This is a genomic window from Burkholderia sp. Z1 (assembly GCF_014893795.1).
In the GTDB taxonomy this organism is placed as follows: domain Bacteria; phylum Pseudomonadota; class Gammaproteobacteria; order Burkholderiales; family Burkholderiaceae; genus Burkholderia; species Burkholderia theae.
Map to the genome: position 1 here is coordinate 1,619,400 of NZ_JACFYL010000002.1, position 24,216 is coordinate 1,643,615.

Consider the following 24,216-nt stretch of genomic DNA (forward strand, 5'->3'; position numbering starts at 1 on the left):
CGTCAGGCTCCCGCCACGGATTGCAGCGACATCGCGCCCGTCTCGAGATCGAGGTCGGAGCGCAGCACGAATTCGAGCGGATGCGGGATCGACCACAGCGTGCCGCGGATTTCGAACAGCAGCACGTTGTGGCGCCGCTCGCCGGCCCGGCCGCCCGGCGCGTCGAGCACGCTGCGGACCTCGACGCTGTCGGGTGCGATGCGCGGCTCGAAACGGACGATCGCGTCGCGGATCGACGCCTCGACCGACATCCGCTCGACGCCCGACATCGGCTTGCCGACGAGCGGCCGCATGCCGTAGTTGAGTACCGACGCCTGCGCATGCGCGAACGCCGACCAGTCGACGAAGCCGTCCTCGGCGTTGCGCGTGTTGAGCAGCCACGCGAGATCGCGCAGCACCGCCGCGCGCAGCCGCTCGGTACCGATCCATTGCGCGCCGGGTGCTTCGGTCGTGCGCTGCGGTGCATCGTCGGTGAGGCGGTCGAGCAGCGCGGGCTGCAGCCGGTCGCGCAGGCTGCCCTCCCGGCCGTCGCGGGTTCGCGGGTCGTCCATGGTCGTCTCCGTGCGGGTTCGACCCGTCACATCTCGGTGTTTTCCTTGATGTTCCAGCCGACCGTCACCTCGGCGCCCTTGCCGCCGTTGTCGTTCTGCTGCCAGTACTGCTTCTTCACCTTCGCGGCCTGGAAGCCGTAGTGCATCATCAGCCGGTCGGCGACGTCGCCCGGGTCGATACCCGCGACTTGCGCGGACGTGACGAGCACTTCCTGCAGCGTCACGCGCATGAATTCGACCTGCGTGCCGCCCGTCTTGCACGCCGAAATCTCGACCGAAGAAAGATGCTTGCCGTTCGCGCAGTTCTTGATGATCGCGGGCGCGCCCTTGTCCATGTACGCGGCGACGACGAGGTCGTTGAAGCTCGCCTTGCCCGCGTTGCCGCCGCTGCCGCTCGCCATCGCGCCCGGCTGGCTCGCGCCCCACGTGAACGACTGGATGTCGGTCCAGCCCTTGTGCTGTGCGTCGGCCGATTCGCCGGTCACGCCGTCCACCTTCATAAACATTGCCACGCCCATTGCCGTCTCCGTTTCGGTGCGATGTCAGGTTGAATGCCGGTTGCCGTTCACTCGTTTGCCGCCTTCGCGGTCGGCAGCCGCGAGATGAGCCGCAGCGACACGGTGAGCCCTTCGAGCTGGTAGTGCGGTCTCAGGAAGAATTTCGACGTGTAGTAGCCGGGGTTGTCCTCGACCTCGTCGACGACCACCTGCGCGGCCGCGAGCGGCTTGCGCGCCTTGGTTTCCTGCGACGAGTTCACGGGGTCGCCGTCGACGTAGTTCATGATCCAGTCGTTCAGCCAGCGCTCCATGTCGTCGCGTTCGCGGAACGAGCCGATCTTGTCGCGCACGATGCACTTCAGGTAATGCGCGAAGCGGCAGCACGCGAACAGGTACGGCAGGCGGCCGGACAGCCGCGCGTTCGCGGTCGCGTCGGGGTCGTGATACTCGGCCGGCTGGTACAGCGACTGCGCGCCGATGAACGCCGCGAAATCCGAGTTCTTCCGGTGCACGAACGGCATGAAGCCGTTCTTCGCGAGCTCGGCCTCGCGGCGGTCACTGATCGCGATCTCGGTCGGGCATTTCTGGTCGATGCCGCCGTCGTCGGTCGGGAACATATGGCTCGGCAGCCCTTCGACCGCCCCGCCCGATTCGACGCCGCGGATCGACGAACACCAGCCGTACTGCTTGAACGAGCGGTTGATGTTCGCGGCCATCGCGTAGGCCGAATTCGCCCACGTATAACGATCGTGGTTCGCGGCGTCGGTGTCTTCCTCGAAGTCGAATTCGTCGACCGGGTTGGTGCGCGCGCCATACGGCAGCCGCGCGAGAAAGCGCGGCATCGCGAGGCCGACGTAGCGCGAATCCTCCGACTGCCGCAGGCTGCGCCACGCCGCGTATTCGGTGTTCTGGAAGATCTTCGTCAGGTCGCGCGGGTTCGACAGCTCCTGCCACGAATCCATCTGCATCAGCTCCGGCGACGCGCCGGCGATGAACGGCGCGTGCGCGGCCGCCGCGATCTTCGACAGCTCGCCGAGCATCTCGACGTCGGGCGGGCTGTGGTTGAAATGGAAATCGCCGACGAGGCAGCCGAACGGTTCGCCGCCGAACTGCCCGTACTCTTCCTCGTAGATCTTGCGGAACAGCGGGCTCTGGTCCCACGCGACGCCCTTGTAGCGCTTCAGCATCCGCGCGACCTCGTTGCGCGACGCGGGCAGCGCCTTGATCTTCAGCAGCTCGTCGGTCTCGGTGTGCGTGACGAGGTAATGCAGGCCGCGCCAGGCGCCCTCGAGCGTCTGGAACTCGTCGTGATGGAGGATCTGGTTGATCTGCTCGGACAGCTTCCGGTCGATCTCCGCGATGATCTGCTTGACGCTGCCGTACGCGTCGGTCGTCATGCCGACCGTATGTTCGAGCGCCTGCTGCGCAAGCGTGCGCACCGCGCGCTCGACCGACTCGCGCGCCTCGGCGGTCTTCGGCTTGAATTCCTTTTGCAGCAGCGCGGCGAATTCGTCGCGCGCGACGGCCGGCTGCGCGGCGTCGCGCGCGTCGGCACGGGATTGGACGGGGTCATTCATCGCGGGCCTCCGGTTGGGTCGAGTCGCGACGCTGCGCGGGCTCGGGCGGTTCGCGCACGAGCGTCTTCAGCAGGTCGGGATCGTTGATCGCACGCTCGATCAGCTGTTCGGCGCCGTGCTTGCCGTCCATGTACGACAGCAGGTTCGACAGCTCGGTGCGCGCTTCCAGCAGCCGGCGCAGCGCGTCGACGTTCCGTGCGATCGCGGCCGGCGAGAAATCGTCGATCTGCTCGAACGTCATGTCGACGTTGAGCATTCCTTCGCCCGTCAGCGTGTTCGGCACCTGGAACGCGACGCGCGGCGCGACCGACTTCATCCGCTCGTCGAAGTTGTCGACGTCGATCTCGAGAAACTTGCGCTCGGGCAGGTCCGGCAGCGGCTCGGCACGCTTGCCCGCCAGGTCCGAAATCACGCCCATCACGAACGGCAGTTGCACCTTGCGCTCGGCGCCGTAGGTCTCGACGTCGTACTCGATCTGCACGCGCGGCGCCCGATTGCGCGCGATGAACTTCTGTCCGCTGCCTGCCGCCTTGGTTCTGTCCGTCATCGTCTACTCCTTCGCATCGATCAGGTTGCGCAGTCCGTGGTCGCCGCCGGTGTGGCGGCCCCTTTCGTTCGTTTCGTCCGTTTCATTCGCTTCGCTCGCCGCTCAGCAGGTCCAGCTTCGGCAAACTCTCCGGCGCGAGATCGCGGATGATTTCGTAGAAGTCGAGCGCGAGCAGCCGCTGCGCGCGCCGCAGCAGCAGCGGCGCCGGATGGCTCGGCTCGTGCAGCTCGAAATAGCGGCACATCTTGTCGAGGCCGAGCCGCACGTCGTCGCGGCTCGTAACGTCGGCATCGCGCCACGCATGGCCGTTCGGCATCGCCGCCGGCGCGGGTTGTGCGCCACTCGCCTGCAACGTGTCGCCGGATGCCGCCTGCAGCGCGGCCACCGTGCCGTCGGGCGCGCCTGGTCGCGGCTCGGGCAGCGGCACTTCGCGCACGATCCGCTGCAACGCCTTCTCCGCATCGCCTTCATCGGGCGCCCATTCACGGCCGAGCTTGTCCGTCACGCACACGCGGATCGCATCCAGCGCATGCAACGCGGCGTGCGCCGCGTCGAGCGGTGTCGTACCGTCGTCGCGCGCGGCCGACAGCGCGGCGACCAGGCTGTCGCGGCTGCCTGCCACGGCGCTGCCCGCTTCGTCGCGGCCGTCGAGCAGCCGCTCGGCGTCGCGTACGCTCGGGCCGCCGTCGAACAGCGGCTGGCGGCGCGCCGCACGCGCGCAGTCGTGCGCGCCGGCCACGTCGGCGAGCGCGTTCATCCGGGGCGTCGGGTCGGATTCGCCGTCCGCGTCGAGCCGCGGATGCAGGTCGTCCCACCGGCGCTCGAGCAGGTTCGCGACGACCGCGAGCGCGTCCGCATAGCCGGGAATGCCGTGCTGCTCGGTCCAGCTGCGCGCGAGATACGCGACGACGCGCAGGTCCTTCGTGCGCGCGGACAGCGCAAGCGCGAGCCGCTCGACCGTGCGCCAGTCGGGCGCTTCGGCCGGGATCACGGTGTCGCCGTACTGCTGCTCGGCGCGCGGCGTCGCACGTTCCTGCAGTTGCAGGAACTCGGCGTCGTATTCGAGGTTCGCGCCGCACGGCGCATCGGGCGCGACGTCCGCGAGCAGCCCGCCGATCAGGTCGGCGCGCGGCGTTGCCCACGGTACGCCGCGCGACCCGGGAACAAACGCGGCGGCGGCCAGCGCCGCCTGGCTGATGTCATTCGAATGCATAGTCGATGTTGATCGGTTTGCTGCCGAAATCGACCGCCAGCGTGCGACGCATCGGCGGCAGCGAGCCGTTGCGGATCTCGATCTGGTACACGCCCGGCGTCAGCGACACCGAGCGCAGCGGCGGGCTCGCGCCGCGCCGCGCACCGTTCACGTAGACGTCGCCCCACGGCCGCACGTTGAAGCGCACCTGGACGGTTTCCTGCGTCTTCGGCGGACGTGGCTCGGCAGGCAGCACGTTCACGGCAGCGATGGTCGTGTCGGTTTCCGGCGGCGGCGCCGGAGTTGGCGTCGTGGTTGGCCGCGCTGCGACTTCCGACGGCGGCACATTGACGACGCGCTCCGACGCGTCGAGGCTACCGGCCGGCGCGATGGTCGAACGGGAGCCGGCTTGCGACGGGGCCGGGTTCGTGACGGTCGTCGCGACCTGCGGCGCGGCGGCAGCGGCCTCGACGGCTGGCGTGCTGGCCGGTGCGGTGGCGACGGGCGGCGGCGGAACCTGTTCCGACGATCCGGCCGGCAGGCTCGACGGCGGCACGACGGTCGGCGTCGGTCCGCGCTGGGCCAGCGCGGCGTCCGGCGCGCTCGCGGGCGACGACGTGCCGGCCAGCGGCTGGCTCGCGCCGGGTGACGCCTCGTCGGCGACGCGGGCGGGACGCGACAGATAGGTCGCGGCGAGGCCGATGGCGATCAGCGCGACGAGTGCGCCACCGACGTAGACGGGGATGCGGCGGTTGCGTGCGGGGCCGGGTCGAATGCCGGACGGTGTGGATGCGCCACCCGACGATGATGCCGATGCGGCGGCATGCGGCGCGGTCGTGCTGGCAACACCGGCATTCGGGCTCGTATTCCCGGCATCCGCTGCACCACGCTTTCCGGAGTCGGCGTCGGCGCTTGCCGGTCGCGTACCGGCCGCGGGTGGTTCCTTTGCGTGCTCGCTTTCACTGCTGCCGGGTCCATCGGACCCGACCGGCTGCGCCGCGCGCACTGCCGACGCTGCTATCGTTCCCGCAGCCGCGAGCGCGGCGCCTTGCGCGGCCGCCGTCGACGCCGATGGCGCACCGGACATCGCAGACGAAGCAGATGCGGTCTCCGCCGGCACCGCCACATCATCCGTCCGCCCGGGCCGCGACGACTGCGTGCCCGACGCGGTCCTGCCCTCGCCGATAGCCGCGGCAGCACCCGCCGATGCGGTGCCGGCCGCGGCGGAAGCATCACCCTTCCCCTCCCCGCCGTTGCCCGCATCGCCCGCCGGCGGCACGACCGCCGCGCCATATCCCCCACCCGTCCGGTCGAAATCCCGCAATCCGAGTTCCGCCGCGAACGCCGCGACCGATTCCGGCCGATCCGGAATCCGCAACTGCAGCGCATGATCGACCGCCGCGAGGAACGCCGGGCTGTACACCTCGCCGGCCGGCAACTCGCGCGATGCGAGCGGCCGGTACGTATCCTTGATGCTGCGCACGACGGCCGCGGGCGGCAGTTCGCCGGTAATCATCGCGTGCATCACCGCGCCGAGTGCATAGAGATCGGTCCACGGCCCCTGGCTGAACGCGGGGTCGTCGGTGTACTGCTCGATCGGCGCGTAGCCGGGCTTGATCATCATCGCGCCGTCGTCGACGAGATCGCCGATCCGTTTGCGCGCCGCGCCGAAGTCGAGCAGGATCGCGCTGCCGTTCGGGCGGATCAGCACGTTATCGAGCGCGACGTCGCGATGGAAGCATTGCGCGCGATGCAGCGTGTCGAGCGCGCCCAGCAGCGCGGCGACGATGTTGCGCAACTGCGTCTCGCTGATCCGCATGCCGCCGTCGAGCAGTTGCTTGAGCGTGCGCCCTTCGTAGAACGGCATCACCATGTACGCGGTGCCGTGGCTTTCCCAGAAGTGCAGGACCTTGACGAGCCCCGGATGGTCGAATTGCGCGAGCAGGCGCGCCTCGTTGAGGAACGCGCCGCGCCCCGCGTCGAACGCCTGCGCGAACCGCTCGGAACGCAGCGACACCGTGTAGTCGCCGCCGCGCGTGGCGAGCATCGACGGCATGTACTCCTTGATCGCGACCGCGCGCCGCAACGTGCGGTCGAACGCGCGATAGACGATCCCGAAACCGCCGATCCCCAGCACCTCGTCGAGCTGCAGTTCGCCCAGTCGATGGCCGAGCGGCAGCGGCCGCACCGTGAATTCGGATGCGTCGCCGCGTGTCGCGGTGTCGTGCTCGTTGTCTCTCGATCCTGGGTCCTTCATCTCCACCACCTCTCGAAACCGCGTCCTTTCTGTTCGTCGCTCATTCCGCGTCCGGCAGCCCGCTAACCTCCGCCGAACAGCGTCAGGAACAGCGCGTTGTCGGGCGTGCCCGTATGCGCATGCGTGCGCAGCGGCGATCCGTCGGCGCGGTTGGTCCACCAGAAGCTGGTGCCGCCGTGCGGATCGAAGTAACCGGACAGCCCTGGCCACGCGGCCGGCGCCGGCCGCTCCGGCAGCGCCGCCGGCAAACCGTCGACGATGTCCGCGAGCGTGCCGTCGCCCGGCGCGAGCCGCACGCGTTCGAGCGTCTGCTCGAGATGGCCCGGCGCGCGCGCATGGCGGATCGCGTCGAGCAGCGCATGGCCGACCTGCCAGTAGAACGCGTCGGCGGCGTCGGGCAGCCCGTTCCAGTAATCGGCCGCGCGCATCGGCAGCGTGACGATCACCGGGTAGTAGCGCCCCACGCGGTCGCAGCTCGGTGCGAGGCAGCCCGGCTGCACGCACGACGCGCCGGCGCCAGCCGGGATCAGGAAATTCCAGACCGGCGCGACCGTGTAGTGGCGCTCGATCTCGTCCGCGCCGCGCTGGCGCATCGCGGCCATCCCTTGCAGGAGCCAGCGTTCCCACCAGAGCGCGAGCGCATGCGGCAGCCGGCTGTTCACGAAGTCGCCGGCGCCGGGAATCTTCCCGTACCAGGCCGGCGCGTCGCCATCGGCGCGCGCGAGCGGCGGTGTCGGGCTCATGGCTTCGGAGGGCATGTAAAGGACTCCATCTGGGGCAGCCTGAACGGATTGCGGACACTGCCCGCATTCACCTGCAGCACGATTGGTTTGCCGTCGACCGTGAAGCGCGCAATCATCTGGTCCGAGCCGCGCCCGGCCGACACGCCCGCGCGGTCGAACAGCCGGTGCAGCGCCCACGGCCCGTCGGTCGTGAAGCCGTCGGTCGTACCGGCCTGCCCCGACACCTGCAGCCGCACCTGGTTGCTGCCGCGCGGGCCCGGCCAGTCCACCGCGCTCTGCACGAGCGGGCCGTGCGCGTAACGAACGATCTGCCCGTCGACGTCGAGCACCATCTCCGTGATCGACGGGTCCATTTCGAGCGGCTGGATCTGCACCTTCAACTGCGCGGTGCGCGCCGCGCCGCCGAAATAGACGTCGCGGATCACCGCGGCCTTCTCGAACGACGCAAGCATTTCGGTCGCTGACGGATCGGCATCGGCATTCCGGTTCGCGAAGCGCCACGGGTGCGACGTCGTATCGACGATCGACTGCAGGTTCTTCTGAAAGAAATCGTCCATCAGCCCGCCCGGCGCGAACATCTGCGCGAAGTCCGCCGGCGCGACGTCGCGCGACGATCCGCGCGCGAACGGATAACGGCCCGCGATCGCCTGCCGGCAGAAGTCGCCGACGTTCGCGCCGGCGCGCTGCATGACGCTGCGCTGCTCGACGGTCGCGACGCTGCCGTTCGCGACGTTCGACAGGTCGTCGAGTACTTCGCGGAATGGCGTCGGCAGGCGGCCGGCCTGCGCACGCAGCCGCGCGGGTGCATCGGACGGCGGCGGTTGCGCGCCGCTGCGCAGCGCGTCGTCGGTGGCCGTCAGGTACGTGTACAGCGCGTCGATCGACTTCAGCACCGCGTCGAACGCCTGCGCCTGGTCGCCGCTGCCGGGCGCGAACGCGCGCAGCCCGGCGAAGTGGCTGTCGACCACCTGCTCGGCGCTCGCGGGCGCCGCCGCGGACGGATTCGCGTCGCTGGCCTGGCCCGCGAAGATCTGCGACAGCGAGCTGCGTGCCTCATCGACCTTGTCCTGCGCACGCGACGCGAGATTGCGCGCGCCGCCCGGCGCATCGCCGAGCGCCGTGTCGCGCGCGAGCGCGACCATCAGCCGCGTAAGCGGCGAATCGGCCGACGACAGCGCGCGCGCGACCTGGATGCTCTGTGCGAGCGTCGCGGTGCGCTGCAGCTTGATGTCCGCGAGATAGTCGTCCCAGATCTTCAGGTAGTCGTTCAGGTAAAGCTGGCGGATGTCGCGCGCCCAGGCGGACGCGTCGTTCGGCCCGGGGATCTCGGACAATCCAAGGTTCAGCACCCACACTTCCTCGCGCCCGTACGCGTCGACCTCGCCGGCCAGGCGCGGTGCGAACACGTTGCGATAACCGTTGCGCGTGTAGAGGCCCGGCACGCCTTCCGACAGCGGTTTACTGCTCTGTCGCCGGAACACCAGCGACGCGTCGGGGCCGACCGCGCGCGCGACGCTGAAGTCGAACGCGGACGTCGCCGGGCGCAGCGTGCGCGTGAGCTGCCGGTACAGCCGCTGCGAGAACGGCACCTGCCGCAGCCGGTCGCGCACGTCGGCCACGAGCCGCTCGTTCATCGGATACGGCGACACCGCGACGCGGCTGCCGAACAGCGCGGCGAGATGCGCGCGCAGCGCGGAACGTTCGGCCGGCGAGAAATCGGGCGGCAGCGCGCGTTCCATTTCCAGATCGACGACGGCCTGCACGAACGCCGGATCGTAGTGCGCGCTGTCGTACAGCATCAGGTACGCCTTCAGCGCCGCATACGCGTATTCGGTCTCGTCGGGCCGCGCGTCGCGCAGCGCGGCTTCCATCCGGCTCGCGGCGATCGGCAGCAGCACGTCGTCGAGCGCGCGCCGGTACACGGCGTCGACGGCTTCGTCGATCTTCTCGCCCTGGAACAGCCCCCACCGATACGCGAGCGGCGGATGCGACAGGTCGACACCGCCCGCATTCGCGAGGCTGCCGAGCGCGTCGAGCACGGGCAGCAGCCGGGCGATGTCGGCCGCGTCGGAGAACTTCGCACCGGCGATCTGCGCATCGACGGCCGGCACGCGCGCGGCGATCTGGTCGAGGTACGCGCGGTTGTTCGAATAGCTGCGCAGCCACGCGACCAGCACGGCCACGCATACCAGCGCGAGCAGCGCGTAGCCGGCGATCTGCAGCACGCGCCGCTTCTGATGCCAGCGCAGGTCGCTGCCGGCCAGCGCCGCTTCGCGGAAGATATGTTCCTGCAGCAGCGACTTCAGGAAGAAGCTGCGCCCGGTCGAGCCGACCTGCGCGACCGGCGGCACGCCTTCGATCTTCAGGAAGCGCTTGATGCCGCTCATCACGCGATCGAACGCGGTGCCTTCCTGCGTGCCGCTCGTCAGGTAGACGCCGCGCAGCATCGGCATCGGCTCGAAGCTCGAGACGGAAAACACTTCGGCGACGAACTGGCCGAGCATCTCCTGCAGGTCGGCGATCTGCTGCGGCAGCAGGTACGTCATCTCGCGCTGGCGCGCATCGGTCTGCGCGGCCAGCAGTTCGGGCAGCCCGTCGTTCAGCCGCTGGTGCAGCAGCCGGTATTCGCGGTCGAAGGCCGCGCGCAGGTCGAAGCCGGGCGCCTCGCTCTGCGCGAGCGGGAACGTGAAGCCCCACACCTGCGCGCATTCCGCGCGGCCGTAGTTGCCGAAATACTCGGCGAAGCCCGCGAACAGGTCGGCCTTCGTCACGAGCAGGTACACGGGAAAGCGGATGCCGAGCTGCGCGCGCAGCTCGAGCAGCCGCTTGCGCAGCACCATCGCGTGCTGCGTGCGTTCGATTTCCGATGCGCCGAGCAGGTCGGCCACGCTGATCGTCAGCATCGCGCCGTTCAGCGGCTGGCGCGTGCGGTACTTCTTCAGCAAATCGACGAAGCCCTTCCACTCGGCTTCATCGAGCGCACGGTTGCCCTCGTGCGTCGTATAACGACCGGCCGTGTCGATCAGCACCGCGTCGTTCGTGAACCACCAGTCGCAGTGGCGCGTGCCGCCCACGCCGCGAATCGCCGCGCGGCCGAACTGCTCGGCGAGCGGAAAGCTGAGCCCGGAATTCACGAGCGCGGTCGTCTTGCCCGAGCCCGGCGCGCCGATGAACACGTACCACGGCAACTGATACAGATACTGGCGCGACATCCGGTCGAACCAGCGCGGCAGGCCCTTGCGCACCGTGTCGGCCTGCCCGAAGCGGACTTTCTTCAGCAGCGTCGCGGCTTCGTCGAAGCGGCTGCGCAGTTCGTCGAGCTGCGCCTTCGCCGGATCGTCGGCGGTGGCCGGCCCCGGCACGGCCTCGCGAAGCTGGTTCAGCAGTTGCGCGTTGAGGCGGCCGGCGCGCCAGCTGCGCCATGCGACGCGCGCCCCCCACGCGGCGAACAGCACCGCGATCGTCAGCCCGCGCGCCCAACCGCTTTCGAGCGGCCGGACTTCGGCGAACGCGAACAGCGGGCCCGCGAGCCACACGAAGCACGCGAGCACGACGAGACCGGCGAAGGTCCAGATCTCCCGCGACGGCAACGGCCGGACGAAACGCGCGACAGCCTGGTTCATGTCAGTTCGCCCCCTGCGTCGCGCCGACGGCGGCGCTGCCGGGCGCCGGCAGCAGCGTGATCTCGACGCGCCGGTTCAGCGCGCGGTTCGCGGGCGTATCGTTCGGCGCGACCGGATCGAGCGTGCCGCGCCCTTCCGCCGCGAGCCGCTCCGGATGGTCGAGCCGCGCGGCGATCATGCTGCGCACGGCTTCCGCGCGTTCGCGCGACAGGTCCCAGTTCGACGCGAAACGCGCCGTATGCACGGGCGTGTCGTCGGTATAGCCGGTCACGCGCACATTGCCGGGCACCTTGTTCAGCGCGTCGGCGACCCGCGCCAGCACCGGCGCGTAACGGTCGATCACCGACGTCGAACCGGACTTGAACAGCCCGTCGCCGCGCAGCACGATCACGCTGCGATCGGCGTCGTCGCGTACCGACACGAGGCCCGCCGCGATCTCGGGTTCCAGGAACCTGGCGATGCGCGGCGCGGGCGCCGGGCGCGGCGGCGCCTGCGCCGGCTGCAGCTTCGGCACATGCAGCGCGTCGATCGACGCGAACAGTCGATCCGAATGCCCGGCGAGCGCGATGCGCAGCCCGACAAACACGCCGAAGCCGATCAGCAGCGCGAGCGCCACGCACACCCACAGCGGCACGACGAAACGGCGCGCGACGTCGCGCGTGACGACGTCGCGCCAGTGCGGCGACAGCGCGGGTTCGAATTCGCCGCGCACCGAGCGGATCGTCAGCGCGAGCTGGTGGCGCAGCGCATCGAGTTGCGCGTGGCCGTTGTCCAGCACGCGATAACGACCCTCGAAGCCGAGCGCGAGACAGAAGTACAGCAGCTCGAGCAGGTCGAGATGCTGGCGCGGCTGCTGCGACAGGCGTTCGAGCAGGTGGAAGAACTTCTCGCCGCCCCAGGTCTCGTTGTGGAACGACACGAGCAGGCTGTGCGACGACCACACGCTGCCGCCCCACGGCGTCAGCGCGGCCGCCTCGTCGAGCGCCGTGCACAGGCAGTAGCGCGCGCCGATGATCGCCTCGGACGGCACGCCGGCTTCCTGCGCACGCGCCTCGAACTGGCGGATCTCGACGACGAGATGCTCGCGCAGCCACGCCGGATTCGGATGATGGACGGTCGAGCGGATCTGCGGCACCAGATTGAGCAGCGGGTTCGCGGCCGCGACGAGCGGGTTCGTGCCGCTCGCGGCCCAGCGCCCGGGCCGCGGCTGCGTGGCGGTCGGCCCGGCCGGACCCGCCGCGCCCGCCGTGGCGGCCGGATGCATGCCGCCCGGATTCGGCGGCACGAATCCGCCGGCGCCGGCGGAGATCGAATCGGAGGAAGAATTCATCGCGATGCCCGCCCTCACCCGCGTATCGCCCAGAACTCCATCGAGAGCCCCGGGAATTCGCCGGCGAAATGAAAAGCGAGACCGCCCGAGCGCGCCAGTTGCTTCCACAGGTCGCTGCCCTTGTCGATCTCGAAGTACGTATGACCCGCGTGATACGGGATCTGCCGCGGCGCGACCGGCAACTGGCGCATCGTGATGCCCGGCAGCTGCAGCTGCACGAGATCGCGGATCCGCTCGACGGGCCCGAGCTTCGCCTGCGCGGGAAAGCGGGTGCGCAGGCTGTCGGCCGGCACGTCCGCGCGCACCGCGAGCACGAAGCCGGCCGTGTCGCGCAGCGCCGGGTCGGCGAGCGTCGCGACGCGGATACCGTTGCCCGCATCGCGCAGTTCGATCTGGATCGCGTTCTGTTCGAGCACCGTCGACAGCGATCGGCGCAGTTCCGTCATCAGTTCCGCGAAGCTCGTACGCAGGTCGTCGTGCACGTAGACCGCGAGCGACTGCGGGCGCCGGCCGGCCGCCGTGAACGTGCTCAGGTCGCACGCGAGCTTCAGCCAGTCGCAGAACAGCGCTTCCGGATGCGTCGAAACGTGCTGCTGCGCATGCCAGGTCAGCGCGAGATAGCGGTTCACGAGCTGCAGCAGCAGGAAATCCGCGACTTCCGACACGCCGCCGCGCCCGGGTTCCGACAGCCGTTCCGCGAGCGCCTCGCTGCGTTGCGTGAGCAGCCCGTGCAGTTCGCGCGCATACGCCAGCAACACGGCATCGCGCTGCGCGACGAGCCGCGGCGGGATGTAGCCGTCGTCGACGAGCAGCCGCGCGTCGGTGCGCCGCTCGACGATCCGCGCGACGCCGAGCGCGTGCCAGTCGCCGGTCAGCTCGGCTTCGAGCATCAGGCGCACGTTCAGGCGCCCCGTCTGCAGCAGCGCGGGGCCGAGCGCGACGGCGTTCGCGTCGGCCACTTCGTATTCGCGCACGACGTAGCGCGCGACGTCCGCGTTGCCGTTTGCGCCATTTCCACCGTTTCTACCGTTTCCGCCGTTAGCGGCGCCCGCGCCGAACGACACTTCCTCGCCGCCGCCGCGCCACAACGGCAGCGCGAGCACGACGAGCTGGTCCTTCGCGTCGGCAGGCACGTCGAGCGGCTCGGGGAGATCGTCCGGATGCGCCAGGTCGAACGGCGTGCCGTCGCGCATCACGCCCGATGCGGCGCGCAGCGCGACCTTGCCGAGCGCGAGCTGCTCGCGATCGATTTCCAGCAAGTCGAAGCCCCAGTAGAAGCCTTGCAGCGGCAGGCAGCGCAGCGCGACGTAGCGTTCCCAGTGCCGTTCGAGCTGCTGGAAATGCTGCGGCCGCAGGAACATCCCCTCGGTCCACACCACGCGCTGGCGGAGTGCCGCGACCGGCGTCGCGGACATCGTCGGTTCGGTCATGGGCGCCCCCGCGCGTCGTTCAGCGCGATGCCGCCGTTCCTGACCGCGATCGACAGCTTCAGTTCGCCCGGCGACGTCTGCCAGAACTTGTAGAGATTGAGCTGCTTCGCGCGCGGCAGCGGCACCGTCAGCCGCCAGCGGTTCTTTTCGAGCACGCGGTATTCGGCGACGACGCCGATCGCGCCGGCCTCGACGTTGCCGCGATAGTGCAGCGTGCGCGAGTCGCCCGGCCGCAGGATCACGCGGTCGGTGCCGAGCAGGTCCGCGCCGAGCACGTTCTCGGGCTTGTCCTGCAGCGAGAAGAAATCCGCGCTGTCGAACGCCGATGCCGCGCGGAGCTGGAACACCTTCAGCACGATCGGCGACGGTTTGCGGTTCATGTCAGGGTTGACGTCGGGCGCCACGTCGACCGTGATCGCATACGGCACCGCCGCGGCGTGCTCCGTCGCGCCGCACCCCGGAAGCAGCAACACGCATCCCCATACGATGAGACTGCTCGACCGCCATTGCATATTCCACCCTCGCCACCCAATAGCCATTCGCCGATCCTGGACTACGGAACCGGATGGTCTGATCAAAAAAGGGACAATTAATTGACCGGTAATTGTGTAACTCGAATATCCTTCCATTGCAATTTGTGCCGGCAAATCGTTTTTGTAAAAAGCCGGGTCAAATCATCCGTGGTTTGTAAAAGTGAATTTGGCGAGATGACAGGTAATTTGATTGAGTTCGTTCATTTAACGGAAAAAGTTAATCCGACCGGTTCGCCATGGCGGCCCGGTTCTATTGCATGGACACCTGTCGGATGGGCTCGGGGCGCAAGCCGGCCGGCCGCCGGGCAAGGGACGCCCGCGACGTTCATGGTGTGCCAGGCTATTCGTGTCGCGCGAACGGACGATCCGTTTTTCGTGCATTGACGAGCGCCGACAAAACAACTGACGAATCCGAAAAACACAGCGAACTATAGGTTCGTTTTTTTGGATTCACAAGCACTGAAATTCGTAGTGATTTTCTATTTAATTGGAATCGGATCGCTTAAATGAAACAAAACGTAACAGCAACGGCGATGCCGATGAATGGCACTAGAATCCAACAGCGCTTGTGTGCCACCTTCCAATTACGCGAATTCTTAATTTCAATAATGACAGGCCGTTCATTGCTCGTTGTTTTGCTCGGCGCGTTGTGGCTGGGGGCCGGCGGGTGCAGCACGTCCCCGCCGCAGTCGGCCGCGCGCACGACGGTCGACAGCGCGCGCGCCGCGTACGACAGCGGCGACTACGGGCGTACGATCGCGTTGCTGAGCCATGCGAAGGAAATCGACGGCGCCGACATCAACACGCAGGTCGCCGCGCACAAGCTCCTCGCATTCAGCTATTGCGTGACGAACCGCGTCGCGCAGTGCCGCGCCGAGTTCTCGAGGATTCTCGACCTCAACCCGCGCTTCGACTTGTCCGCTGCCGAGAAGGGCCATCCGATCTGGGGGCCCGCGTTCGAATACGCGCGCCGCAGACATGCGTCGTCATCCTGAACGAACCGGTCGACACGCGCGCGCTTCATCTACAGAGCGACGTATGACATGCAACTGATCGTGATCGAACATGCCGGCGAACCGGTCGAAAACGACTCCTACGACGCCGTCGTGTTTCATCCGCCGGGCGGCACCATCGGCCGCGCCAGCGACAACCATCTGGTGCTGCGCGACGACACCCGGCAGATATCGCGGCTGCAGGCACTGCTGCAGGTCGGCGACGACGCGTGCCTGCTGAAGAACCTGAGCAGCGTCTCGACGATCGAGGTGAATCGCGAGCCGGTCGGTTACGCGCAGGAGCGCCCGCTCAATACCGGCGACATCATCCGTATCGGGCCTTACGTGCTGCGGGCGGAGCGCGACGATGGCAGCGACGCGCCGGTGATCGACATGGCGCCCGATGCCGGTGTGCACGTCGACAGGCGGGGCGCGCCGGAAGCCGCCGCCCCGCAACCGTCACGCGCGCCCTCGCCTTCGCCTTCGCGCGACGATGCGAAAGGCGCCGGCAACCGGCTGTGGGGGCTGCTCCAGGATCGTCTCGCGCCGCGTGGCAAGGTGGCGGATGCCGGTACACGGCCGGGCGGTCCCGCACGCGCGGATGCCGCGCAGCCTGCACACCGCGCCGCGTCGGCCGAATCACCCGCGCCGTCGCAGCGCGACCTGAATCAGTTGTCGACCGATCCGCTCGACCTGTTCGCGCAGTCGTCGGGCGATATCGGCGGCACGTCGGGCACTGCGTCGTCGGCTGCTCGCGACCATGCAGAGCGCGACACGCCGTCCGCGACGCAGGCCGATCACGCGCCCGAGTGGACGCAGCACGTGCGCGTGCAGCCGGCGGCCGCACATGCCGATACGCGGCCGGCTGACGAACCGGCACCGCATGCGGCGCGCGCACCGGCACCGCCGACGCCCGACGAGCTGCTGAATGCGTTTTTCGAAGGCGCCGGGCTCGATACGGCCGCCGAATCGCACCAGTGGTCGGCCGAGCAGCTCTATATCGCGGGCCAGTTGCTGGCACTGTTCGCGAACGGCACGGTCGAGCTGCTGTCGTCGCGCAGCATCCTGAAGCGCGAGGTGAAGGCGCACATGACGATGCTGCTCGATCGCGAGAACAACCCGCTGAAGCTGCTGCCCGACGGCAGCGCCGTGCTGCGGCAGATGTTCGGGCTGCCGCTGCCGGGCTTCATGTCGCCGCAGAGTGCGGTCAGCGATGCGTTCCAGGATCTGCACGCGCACCAGATCGGCATGGTCGCCGGCATGCGCGCTGCGCTGATGGACCTGCTGACGCGCTTTTCGCCGCAACGGCTGCGCGAACGCGACGATGCGATGCGCTGGTACGAGAAGCGCGTACCCGCGCTATACAAGGCGCGGATGTGGGATCGCTACGCGGCGACCCATCGCGATACGGTGTTCGCGATCGAAGACGATTTCGCGTCGGTGTTCGGCAAGGCGTTTCTGGCGGCGTACGACGCGGAGGTGGAGAGTTATCGGGGGAGCGGCCGGCATTGAAGGGGCCGATGCCGGCCGCGTCGCATGGATCGCGCGACGAACGTCAGACCAGCGGCGGATGAACCGCCTGCTTCAAGCCGCTCGAGTAGTGCTTGTAGTCCCAGGCCACGCTATCGCCGGGTTGCAGCGTGTAGACCGCACACGAGACGTCGGGCATCTGACCGTTGACGAAATACACCCACCAGTAGCCGTTGCCGCCCTGGTTGGCCTCAACGCCACCCAAGGCAGTAACGAACAGGCTCGCGCCTGAACCCTGCCATTGCGGGCTGAGAGCGGGCGACACGCCGTCGGCCGTCAGCAGATCGAATACGGTTGTCACGCCGGGGGCAATCGCGATGCGGTCGTTCGCTTGCCACGGCGGATTGTGAAATTCTGAACCCCAATCGACGAATTGATTCGCTACCGAGCTGGCCATGGAGATATCTCCGTAGTGGTGGTTAATGCCTGAACTGCGCCCCTTTGCTCTTTTTCGTGGTTTGTTGAAAGCGCCAGGTTCTGACCTGGGTGCCGGAAAGCTGTATCGATCGTTTGCTGATCGCTCAATTCAAGCCGATCGCCGAATCACAGGCAGACTGTTTCAATTAAATGGCGTCGCTCGGTGATTGTTGCAAATTCTGTCAGCATGATTTCCGTTTCGAATGGCGCATTTTCCGTTTTTCTATTACAAGCGCCTTTGCGATCCGTGAAATCCTGATATTCGTATTGGTCAGAGAATAGGCGATGGACCGCCCCCTCGCAATGCCAGTCACTCGACTGGTCCGGGTTCGCTTCACCGCGGACGTCGATCGTCACGACAAACAAGGGAAAACTGAGCCGGTTTTCGAAAACCTGTTTGCATTTTGGTGGGCGACGCAATTGAAGAGATTATGACGCAATCGTCATTTCTCCATTACGTGCGCGTTGCCGTCCGTGAAATCCCGATATTCGTATCGATCAGAAAATAACCGGCGGCCCGTCATACCGCTCGCGCGTGACTAACGTACAGCGCCACTCCGCTCCCCGGGCAAGTCACAACAGCTCGCCCCGCACGTCCCTTCCTCCTGTGTCCTTCACCCCATGACGTCGGGCAGCGCTTTCGGCCCATAGGCCGTCTGCGTGCGCCTGCTTGTCGTTGACGCATGCCCGCTCGTGGGCCCTCTCCCATCCACGAAATCACTGGAGCCCGTTCATGGATATCGATCGTAACCTTATCGGCGGCACCCTGCGGATCGCCGCATGTTCGTTTGCCGCCGCACTTTCTTTCGCCACGCAGGCGCAGGGGGCGACCGCCTGTTATGCCGTCGACATGCGCGGATCGCCGCTCTACGTGACGTCGGATGTGTTGCGCGACGCCGCGCTCAAGGTCGCGAACGCGCGAGTCGACGCCGCCGGGAATACGGCGTTGACGCCGGTAACGCCCCCGCCCGACCCGAAACGTTGCGACGGGGCGAACGATCGCCTTCCTGCGGACGGTCCCGGCGCCGGCAACTACTTCGGCAATGTCGTGAGCCCGTTGAAGTTCCTGCGTCTCGCGGCGTATCAATGCTCAGGAGCAGGAAGCCAGAGTCAGTTCTTCTCGATGAACCAGGCCATTTATTATCGTCAGTGTGGAGGCGGGCAATACTCGAACTACATTCACTTCTGGGGACGCGCGAACGGGAACGCGAGCACGTGTTTCGCCAGCGACTACCCGACGATGTTTGCCAAGGCCACCAAAGACAGGACGCAGGCGGACCTGCTCAACGCGATGAAGACGGTGTATTCGGGCGGCCTGAGCGGAGCCGCCGCGAACGATCAGGCGCTCGGCAACGCGATGGCGGCGATCCTGATCGCCGAAAGCAATCGCGACTACCTGGTCAACCTCGAGAACTACATGCTGATGGACCTGGCCGGCGTGAAGAAGGCCACGCCGGAGCAAATCATCGGGGGCCACTGCGTGCCGAATGCCGGGTCCTGCCAGAACCGCGGCCAGTCACAGAACGGCAAGCACCCGATCGCGTGGGGCGGAGCGCAGGAAACCATGATGGTGAACGGCTGGGGCCAGGGGGCAGGTGCCAATAGCGCCTTCGGCAGGACATTCGAAGGCAATCTGTCGGCCGAGTGGGCAGTCGCGAAAGGAAAGGCCGCTAGCGCGAAGGTCGCCGAATGCGGCAAGGTTCCGCGAACCTACGGAGATCTGAACCCCGACCAGCAGAAGGCAGTGAAAGGCGTCTTTGAAGGCATTCTGCCGGCCCGCTGAGGTTCGCCGTCGGTCAATGCCCCAGGAAAACGCCGCCGCCCCCATCGCGGAAGCGGCGGCCTCACTACGCTCGACCTGTTGTCAAACCGCCATCACCGTCACCGACTTCGTGACGAGGTACGGCTCGAGCGCTTCCGGCCCGCCCTCAGACCCGTAGCCCGAATCCTTCACGCCGCCGAACGGCATTTCCGGCCACGGCGTTGCCGGCTGGTTGATCCACAGCATCCCCACTTCCAGGCGCTGCGTGAGCAGGTGCACGTTCGCGAACGAACGCGTGAACGCATAACCGGCCAGACCGAACGGCAAACGATTTGCTTCCGCGATCGCATCCTCGAGCTTGTCGAAGCCGCGAATCGCCGCAACCGGGCCGAACGGTTCGTTGTTGAACACGTCAGCCTCGAGCGGCACGTTCGCGATCACGGTCGGCGCGAAGAAGTTGCCTTCCGAGCCGATCCGCTCGCCGCCGGTTTCGATGCTCGCACCGACCTTGCGCGCGTTGTCGACGACCGATGCCATCGCGGTGAGGCGACGCGGGTTCGCGAGCGCGCCGAGCGACGTGCCTTCCTCCAGGCCGTTGCCGACCTTCAGCCCTTCCGCGTGCTTGACCAGCGCGCGCGTGAATTCGTCGCGGATGCTGTTGTGCACGAGGAAGCGCGTCGGCGAAATGCAGACCTGCCCCGCGTTGCGGAACTTCGCGCCGCCGGCGGCTTTCACCGCGAGCGCGACATCGGCGTCCTCGGCGACGATCACCGGCGCGTGCCCGCCCAGCTCCATCGTTGCGCGCTTCATGTGCTGGCCCGCGAGCGCGGCGAGCTGCTTGCCGACCGGCGTCGAACCCGTGAACGTGACCTTGCGGATCACCGGATGCGGGATCAGGTACGACGAGATTTCAGCCGGATCGCCGTACACAAGGCCGATCACGCCGGCCGGCACGCCCGCGTCGACGAACGCGCGCAGCAGCGCGGCCGGCGATGCGGGGGTTTCTTCCGGCGCCTTCACGAGGAACGAGCAACCGGTCGCGAGCGCGGCGCTCAGCTTGCGCACGACCTGGTTGACCGGAAAATTCCACGGCGTGAACGCCGCGACCGGGCCGACCGGCTCCTTCACGACGGTCTGCTGCGCGCCGAGGTTGCGCGGCGGCACGATCCGGCCGTACACGCGGCGGCCTTCGTCCGCGAACCATTCGATGATGTCGGCCGCCGACAGCATTTCGACGCGCGCTTCGGAGAGCGGCTTGCCCTGTTCCTGCGTCATCAGCTGCGCGATCGCGTCGGCGCGTTCGCGCACCAGCGCGGCCGCCTTGCGCATCGTCGCCGCGCGCTCGTGCGCGGGCACCTTGCGCCACGCCTCGAAGCCGCGTTGCGCGGCGGCGAGCGCACGGTCGAGATCGGCGATGCCCGCGTGGGCCACCTTGCCGATTACCTTGCCGGTCGCCGGGTTCACGACGTCGATCGTCTTGCCGCTCGCGGCGTCGACCCACTCGCCGTCGATCAGCAGTTGCGTATCCGTATAAGTCACGTTAGCCATCCAGACACCCCTACATTGCGTCGATAAAACGCGCGCTGCCGCTCATGGCCGCGCGCCGGTTGACAGAAAGAGCAAAGCCGCCGGGGCAGACAGGCACCCGGTGACACCGACGGCAGGCACGCCGGCCTACCGCCGTTCCGCATGGGGCCGCGCTCAGCGCGCGGCCGCCGTCGCCTTGCGGAGTTTCGCGACGTCCGCCGCCTGCACGGGCGGCGCGCCGTTGTTCCAGCCAGCGCGCATGAATGTCAGCACGTCGGCGATCTGCCGGTCGTTCAACTGGTTCGAGAACGCCGGCATCGGATACGCGGACGGCACGCCATCGATCACGAGCGTGTCGCTGCCGTTCAGCGTCACGTTGATCAGCGACGATGCATCGGTCTCGAGCACGTTCGGATTGCCGGCGAGCGGCGCGAGCAGCGGCGCGTAACCGCGTCCGTCCACGCCGTGGCAATGCAGGCAGTAAGCGTTATACACCTTCGCGCCCGGATCGGTCGCCGGCCGGCCCAGCACCACCTGCGTCGCCTTCGGATCATAGCTGTACGGCGGCGCGCCCGTGCCGCCCGCGGCCGGCAGCGATTTCAGGTAGCGGGAAATCGCCGCCAGATCGTCGTCGTTCAGCGCCTGCGTGCTGTGGTTGATCACGCTCACCATCGAGCCGAACGCCGTGGCGTGCCGGTTCGCGCCGGTCTTCAGGAACTGCGCGACATCGGCCTCGTTCCAGCGGCCGAGCCCCGTGTTGGGCTCGCCGGTCAGGTTCGACGCGAACCAGTTGTCGATCGGCGCACCCGACAGGAACGCTGCGCCGCCTTCGTCGAGCGCCTTCTCCTGGAAGCCGACGCCGCGCGGCGTGTGGCACGACCCGCAGTGCCCGAGCCCCTGCACGAGATACGCGCCGCGGTTCCACATCGCGTCCTTGGCCGGCTTGTCGGCGTACGGCGTCGTGTCGAGGAACACCGCGTTCCACAGCGCGAGCGGCCAGCGCATGTTGAGCGGCCACGGGATGTCGGACGGCCGGTTCGCCTGCTTCACCGGTTCGACGCCGTGCATGAAGTACGCGTACAGCGCCTTCACGTCGTCGTCCTTCAGCTTCGCGTACGACGGATACGGCATCGCCGGATACAGGTGATGGCCGTCTTTCGCGACGCCCGCGCGCAGCGCGCCCGCGAACTCGGCCTCCGTGTAGCCGCCGATGCCCGTGTCCGGATCGGGCGTGATGTTGGTCGTGTAGATCGCGCCCATCGGCGTGACCATCTTCAGGCCGCCGGCGAACGGCGTGCCGTGCGGCGCGGTGTGGCACGCGACGCAGTCGCCGGCTTTCGCGAGATACGCGCCGCGCGCGACGAGCGCGCTGTCGGCCGGCGCCGTCGACGCGGCGTGCGCGGCCGTGCCGGCCAGCAGTGCGGACAGCGCGAGCAGCGAGGCGCCGAGCGTGTTTAGGGTGAGGTTTCGCATGATCGTGCCTCCCCTCAAGCCGTCTTCAACTGGTTGCCGACCGGCAGCTTGCGCAGCCGCGTGCCGGTTGCCGCGAAGATCGCGTTCGACAGCGCCGCCGCGGTCGCGGCCGTGCCCGGTTCGCCGATCCCGCCTGGCGCTTCGCCGCTCTTCACGAGATGGACCTCGATCGGCGGCGTCTCGTTGATCCGCAGCATCCGATAATCGGTGAAGTTGTTCTGCACGACGCGGCCGTCCTCGATCGTGATCTCGCCATACAGCGCGCCCGTGATCCCGAAGATGATGCCGCCCTGCACCTGCGCCTCGATCGTGTTCGGATTGACGACCATCCCGCAGTCGACCGCGCACACGACGCGCTTGACCTGCACCTCGCCGTCGTCCACCGCGACGTCGATGACGATCGAGAAGAAGCTGCCGAACGCGTGCATCACCGACACGCCGCGCCCTTGCCCCTTCGGCAGCGACGGGCCCCAGCCGGCCGCCTTGGTCGCGACGTCGAGCACGTTGAGCGCGCGCGGCGTCTTGCCGAGCAATGAACGGCGGTACTGCACGGGGTCGGTCTTGGTCTGCGCGGCCAGCTCGTCGATGAAACTCTCGACGACGAAGGTGCTGCGCGTCGGCCCGACGCCGCGCCAGAACGCGGTCGGTACGTGGCGCGGCTCCTGCCGCACGTAATCGATCAACTGGTTCGGCAGGTCGTACGGCAGGTCGGTGGCGACCTCGACCGCGTCGGGATCGACGCCGTCCTTGAACGCGGGCGGCGCGAAGCGCGCGAGGATCGACGAGCCGACGATCCGGTGCTGCCATGCGACCGGCTTGCCGTTCGCGTCGAGGCCGGCCGAGATCCTGTCGTAGTAGTAAGGCCGGTACATGTCGTGCTGGATGTCTTCCTCGCGCGTCCAGATGACCTTCACGGGCGCGTTGACCTGTTTGGCGATCTTCACGGCCTGGCCGATCATGTCCGTTTCGAGCCGCCGGCCGAAGCCGCCGCCGAGCAGGTGGTTGTGCACGACGATCTTGTCCGGCGGAAAGCTCGTGAGCCGCTGCACGGTGTCCACCGCCCGCGTCGGCACCTGCGTGCCGACCCAGATCTCGCAGCCGTCGCTGCGCACGTGCACCGTGCAGTTCACGGGTTCCATCGTTGCGTGTGCAAGGAACGGCTGTTCGTAGACGGCGTCGATGCGGGTCTTGGCACCCGCGAACGCCTTGCCGACGTCGCCGTCCTTGCGTGCGACCGCGCCCTTGCCGTTCGCCGCGGCCTGCGCGAGATCGGCGACGATGTCCTTCATCGACACCTTCGCGCCCGCGCCTTCGTTCCACTTCACGACGAGCGCCGACGCGCCGCGCTTCGCGGCCCACGTGTGATCGCCGACCACCGCAACCGCGTTGTCGACGCGCACGACCTGGCGCACGCCGGGGATCTTCTTCGCGGCGGTGTCGTCGACGCTTGCGACCGTGCCGCCGAACACCGGGCTGTTCACGATCACCGCGTACAGCATGCCGGGCACGCGCACGTCGAGGCCGAACTGCGCGGTGCCGTCGACCTTCTCCGGCGAGTCGAGTCGCTTCGCGGGCGTGCCGATCAGCTTGAAATCTTCCGGCTTCTTCAGCGCGACGTCCTTCGGCACCGGCAGCTTCGCGGCCGCATCGGCGAGCTGGCCGTACGACGCGCGCCGGCCGCTCGGCGGATGCTGCACCTCGCCGTTCGCGGCGCGGCAGGTTGCCGGATCGACGTTCCATTGCTTCGCGGCCGCCGCGACCAGCAGCGTGCGCGCGGTCGCGCCCGCGCGGCGCAGCGGCTCCCACGCGTAACGCACCGATGTCGAGCCGCCGGTGAGCTGGCCACCCAGCAGCGGATCGAGGAACAGCTTTTCGTTCGGCGGCGCGTGATCGAGCGTCACGCTCGACAGCGGCACTTCGAGTTCCTCGGCGATCAGCATCGGCAGTGCCGTATAGACACCCTGCCCCATCTCGACCTTCGGCATCACCAGCGTGACCTTGCCGGCGCGGTCGATCTGCACGAACGCGTTCGGCGCGAACACGCCCGCGCGCGCGGTTTCATCGCCGTCGCCGCCGATCACCGAACGGCGCGTGTCGTCGCCCGCGGCCGGCAGGCTGAAGCCGAGCAACAAGCCGCCGCCCGCCGCCGCGCCGAGCGACACGCCGAACTTGAGAAACGAACGGCGCGACACGCCCGCGCCGGCCCGACCTGCTTCGATCAGTCCTCGAGACATG

Annotated in this window: 18 protein-coding genes; 3 read left to right on the top strand and 15 right to left on the bottom strand. The window is 68.1% G+C overall.

Annotation, left to right across the window (positions count from 1 at the left end):
* Positions 1-2: 2 nt before the first annotated feature.
* The 11 genes from tssE to tssJ all read right to left on the bottom strand — a co-directional run bounded on the left by tssE (position 3) and on the right by tssJ (position 14,259).
* A complete protein-coding gene (gene tssE, locus H3H55_RS24285; RefSeq protein WP_193100531.1) occupies positions 3-551 on the bottom strand; it encodes a type VI secretion system baseplate subunit TssE in 549 nt (182 codons plus the stop codon).
* Positions 552-577: 26 nt separating this feature from the next.
* Positions 578-1,069, bottom strand: coding sequence for an Hcp family type VI secretion system effector (locus tag H3H55_RS24290; RefSeq protein WP_027791618.1), 492 nt, complete (start codon positions 1,067-1,069; stop codon positions 578-580).
* Positions 1,070-1,116: 47 nt separating this feature from the next.
* Positions 1,117-2,625, bottom strand: a complete 1,509-nt coding sequence (tssC, locus tag H3H55_RS24295) for a type VI secretion system contractile sheath large subunit (RefSeq protein ID WP_193100532.1) — start codon at positions 2,623-2,625, stop codon at positions 1,117-1,119.
* Positions 2,618-3,172 (bottom strand): type VI secretion system contractile sheath small subunit, encoded by a 555-nt coding sequence (gene tssB / locus H3H55_RS24300; protein WP_193100533.1) that lies wholly within the window; start codon positions 3,170-3,172, stop codon positions 2,618-2,620. The genes tssC and tssB overlap by 8 nt, the downstream gene beginning before the upstream one ends.
* An 82-nt stretch (positions 3,173-3,254) precedes the next feature.
* Positions 3,255-4,385, bottom strand: a complete 1,131-nt coding sequence (gene tssA, locus H3H55_RS24305) for a type VI secretion system protein TssA (RefSeq protein ID WP_193100534.1) — start codon at positions 4,383-4,385, stop codon at positions 3,255-3,257.
* The gene (locus tag H3H55_RS24310; protein WP_193100535.1) at positions 4,372-6,621 is read right to left on the bottom strand and encodes a serine/threonine-protein kinase; all 2,250 of its coding nucleotides are present in this window, start codon (positions 6,619-6,621) and stop codon (positions 4,372-4,374) included. Before H3H55_RS24310 ends, tssA begins: the two co-directional genes overlap by 14 nt.
* Before the next feature lie 62 nt (positions 6,622-6,683).
* The gene (gene tagF, locus H3H55_RS24315; RefSeq protein WP_193100536.1) at positions 6,684-7,379 is read right to left on the bottom strand and encodes a type VI secretion system-associated protein TagF; all 696 of its coding nucleotides are present in this window, start codon (positions 7,377-7,379) and stop codon (positions 6,684-6,686) included.
* Entirely contained in the window at positions 7,361-10,987 is a 3,627-nt protein-coding gene (tssM, locus tag H3H55_RS24320) for a type VI secretion system membrane subunit TssM (RefSeq protein WP_193100537.1), read from the bottom strand. The genes tagF and tssM overlap by 19 nt, the downstream gene beginning before the upstream one ends.
* A 1-nt stretch (position 10,988) precedes the next feature.
* Positions 10,989-12,317, bottom strand: a complete 1,329-nt coding sequence (locus H3H55_RS24325) for a DotU family type VI secretion system protein (RefSeq protein ID WP_193100538.1) — start codon at positions 12,315-12,317, stop codon at positions 10,989-10,991.
* Between the two features lie 14 nt (positions 12,318-12,331).
* Entirely contained in the window at positions 12,332-13,747 is a 1,416-nt protein-coding gene (gene tssK / locus H3H55_RS24330; RefSeq protein WP_193100539.1) for a type VI secretion system baseplate subunit TssK, read from the bottom strand.
* Entirely contained in the window at positions 13,744-14,259 is a 516-nt protein-coding gene (tssJ, locus tag H3H55_RS24335) for a type VI secretion system lipoprotein TssJ (RefSeq protein ID WP_129514904.1), read from the bottom strand. Before tssJ ends, tssK begins: the two co-directional genes overlap by 4 nt.
* A gap of 629 nt (positions 14,260-14,888) precedes the next feature.
* Between tssJ and H3H55_RS24340 the strand changes: the two genes are divergently transcribed.
* Both H3H55_RS24340 and tagH read left to right on the top strand, forming a co-directional pair.
* Entirely contained in the window at positions 14,889-15,275 is a 387-nt protein-coding gene (locus H3H55_RS24340; RefSeq protein WP_129517284.1) for a TssQ family T6SS-associated lipoprotein, read from the top strand.
* A 48-nt stretch (positions 15,276-15,323) separates the two neighbouring features.
* On the top strand, positions 15,324-16,784 hold the full coding sequence (gene tagH / locus H3H55_RS24345; protein ID WP_193100540.1) for a type VI secretion system-associated FHA domain protein TagH: 1,461 nt from the start codon (positions 15,324-15,326) through the stop codon (positions 16,782-16,784).
* Positions 16,785-16,827: 43 nt separating this feature from the next.
* Here tagH and H3H55_RS24350 read toward each other — a convergent pair whose 3' ends face one another.
* Entirely contained in the window at positions 16,828-17,199 is a 372-nt protein-coding gene (locus tag H3H55_RS24350) for a DUF4430 domain-containing protein (RefSeq protein WP_193100541.1), read from the bottom strand.
* 753 nt (positions 17,200-17,952) lie between these two features.
* On the opposite strand from H3H55_RS24350, the gene H3H55_RS24355 reads away from it, so the two are divergent.
* Entirely contained in the window at positions 17,953-19,002 is a 1,050-nt protein-coding gene (locus tag H3H55_RS24355) for a hypothetical protein (protein ID WP_193100542.1), read from the top strand.
* 81 nt (positions 19,003-19,083) lie between these two features.
* On the opposite strand, the gene H3H55_RS24360 is transcribed toward H3H55_RS24355, so the two are convergent.
* The 3 genes from H3H55_RS24360 to H3H55_RS24370 form a co-directional block, all read right to left on the bottom strand.
* Entirely contained in the window at positions 19,084-20,529 is a 1,446-nt protein-coding gene (locus H3H55_RS24360) for an NAD-dependent succinate-semialdehyde dehydrogenase (protein WP_129514900.1), read from the bottom strand.
* Between the two features lie 153 nt (positions 20,530-20,682).
* Positions 20,683-21,981: a c-type cytochrome gene (locus H3H55_RS24365; protein ID WP_193100543.1), complete on the bottom strand. Its 1,299-nt coding sequence runs from the start codon at positions 21,979-21,981 to the stop codon at positions 20,683-20,685.
* 14 nt (positions 21,982-21,995) lie between these two features.
* Positions 21,996-24,215, bottom strand: coding sequence for a xanthine dehydrogenase family protein molybdopterin-binding subunit (locus tag H3H55_RS24370; RefSeq protein ID WP_193100544.1), 2,220 nt, complete (start codon positions 24,213-24,215; stop codon positions 21,996-21,998).
* Position 24,216: the final 1 nt, after the last annotated feature.

Bases quoted from the DNA above. Each gene is read 5' to 3' on its own strand.
- H3H55_RS24310 (WP_193100535.1), bottom strand. From the start codon at position 6,621: ATGAAGGACCCAGGATCGAGAGACAACGAGCACGACACCGCGACACGC.
- tagH (WP_193100540.1), top strand. From the start codon at position 15,324: ATGCAACTGATCGTGATCGAACATGCCGGCGAACCGGTCGAAAACGAC.
- tssC (WP_193100532.1), bottom strand. From the start codon at position 2,625: ATGAATGACCCCGTCCAATCCCGTGCCGACGCGCGCGACGCCGCGCAG.
- tssE (WP_193100531.1), bottom strand. From the start codon at position 551: ATGGACGACCCGCGAACCCGCGACGGCCGGGAGGGCAGCCTGCGCGAC.
- tagF (WP_193100536.1), bottom strand. From the start codon at position 7,379: ATGCCCTCCGAAGCCATGAGCCCGACACCGCCGCTCGCGCGCGCCGAT.
- tssK (WP_193100539.1), bottom strand. From the start codon at position 13,747: ATGACCGAACCGACGATGTCCGCGACGCCGGTCGCGGCACTCCGCCAG.
- H3H55_RS24360 (WP_129514900.1), bottom strand. From the start codon at position 20,529: ATGGCTAACGTGACTTATACGGATACGCAACTGCTGATCGACGGCGAG.
- H3H55_RS24350 (WP_193100541.1), bottom strand. From the start codon at position 17,199: ATGGCCAGCTCGGTAGCGAATCAATTCGTCGATTGGGGTTCAGAATTT.
- tssA (WP_193100534.1), bottom strand. From the start codon at position 4,385: ATGCATTCGAATGACATCAGCCAGGCGGCGCTGGCCGCCGCCGCGTTT.
- H3H55_RS24355 (WP_193100542.1), top strand. From the start codon at position 17,953: ATGGATATCGATCGTAACCTTATCGGCGGCACCCTGCGGATCGCCGCA.
- H3H55_RS24325 (WP_193100538.1), bottom strand. From the start codon at position 12,317: ATGAATTCTTCCTCCGATTCGATCTCCGCCGGCGCCGGCGGATTCGTG.
- H3H55_RS24340 (WP_129517284.1), top strand. From the start codon at position 14,889: ATGACAGGCCGTTCATTGCTCGTTGTTTTGCTCGGCGCGTTGTGGCTG.
- H3H55_RS24370 (WP_193100544.1), bottom strand. From the start codon at position 24,215: ATGTCTCGAGGACTGATCGAAGCAGGTCGGGCCGGCGCGGGCGTGTCG.
- tssJ (WP_129514904.1), bottom strand. From the start codon at position 14,259: ATGCAATGGCGGTCGAGCAGTCTCATCGTATGGGGATGCGTGTTGCTG.
- H3H55_RS24290 (WP_027791618.1), bottom strand. From the start codon at position 1,069: ATGGGCGTGGCAATGTTTATGAAGGTGGACGGCGTGACCGGCGAATCG.
- tssM (WP_193100537.1), bottom strand. From the start codon at position 10,987: ATGAACCAGGCTGTCGCGCGTTTCGTCCGGCCGTTGCCGTCGCGGGAG.
- tssB (WP_193100533.1), bottom strand. From the start codon at position 3,172: ATGACGGACAGAACCAAGGCGGCAGGCAGCGGACAGAAGTTCATCGCG.
- H3H55_RS24365 (WP_193100543.1), bottom strand. From the start codon at position 21,981: ATGCGAAACCTCACCCTAAACACGCTCGGCGCCTCGCTGCTCGCGCTG.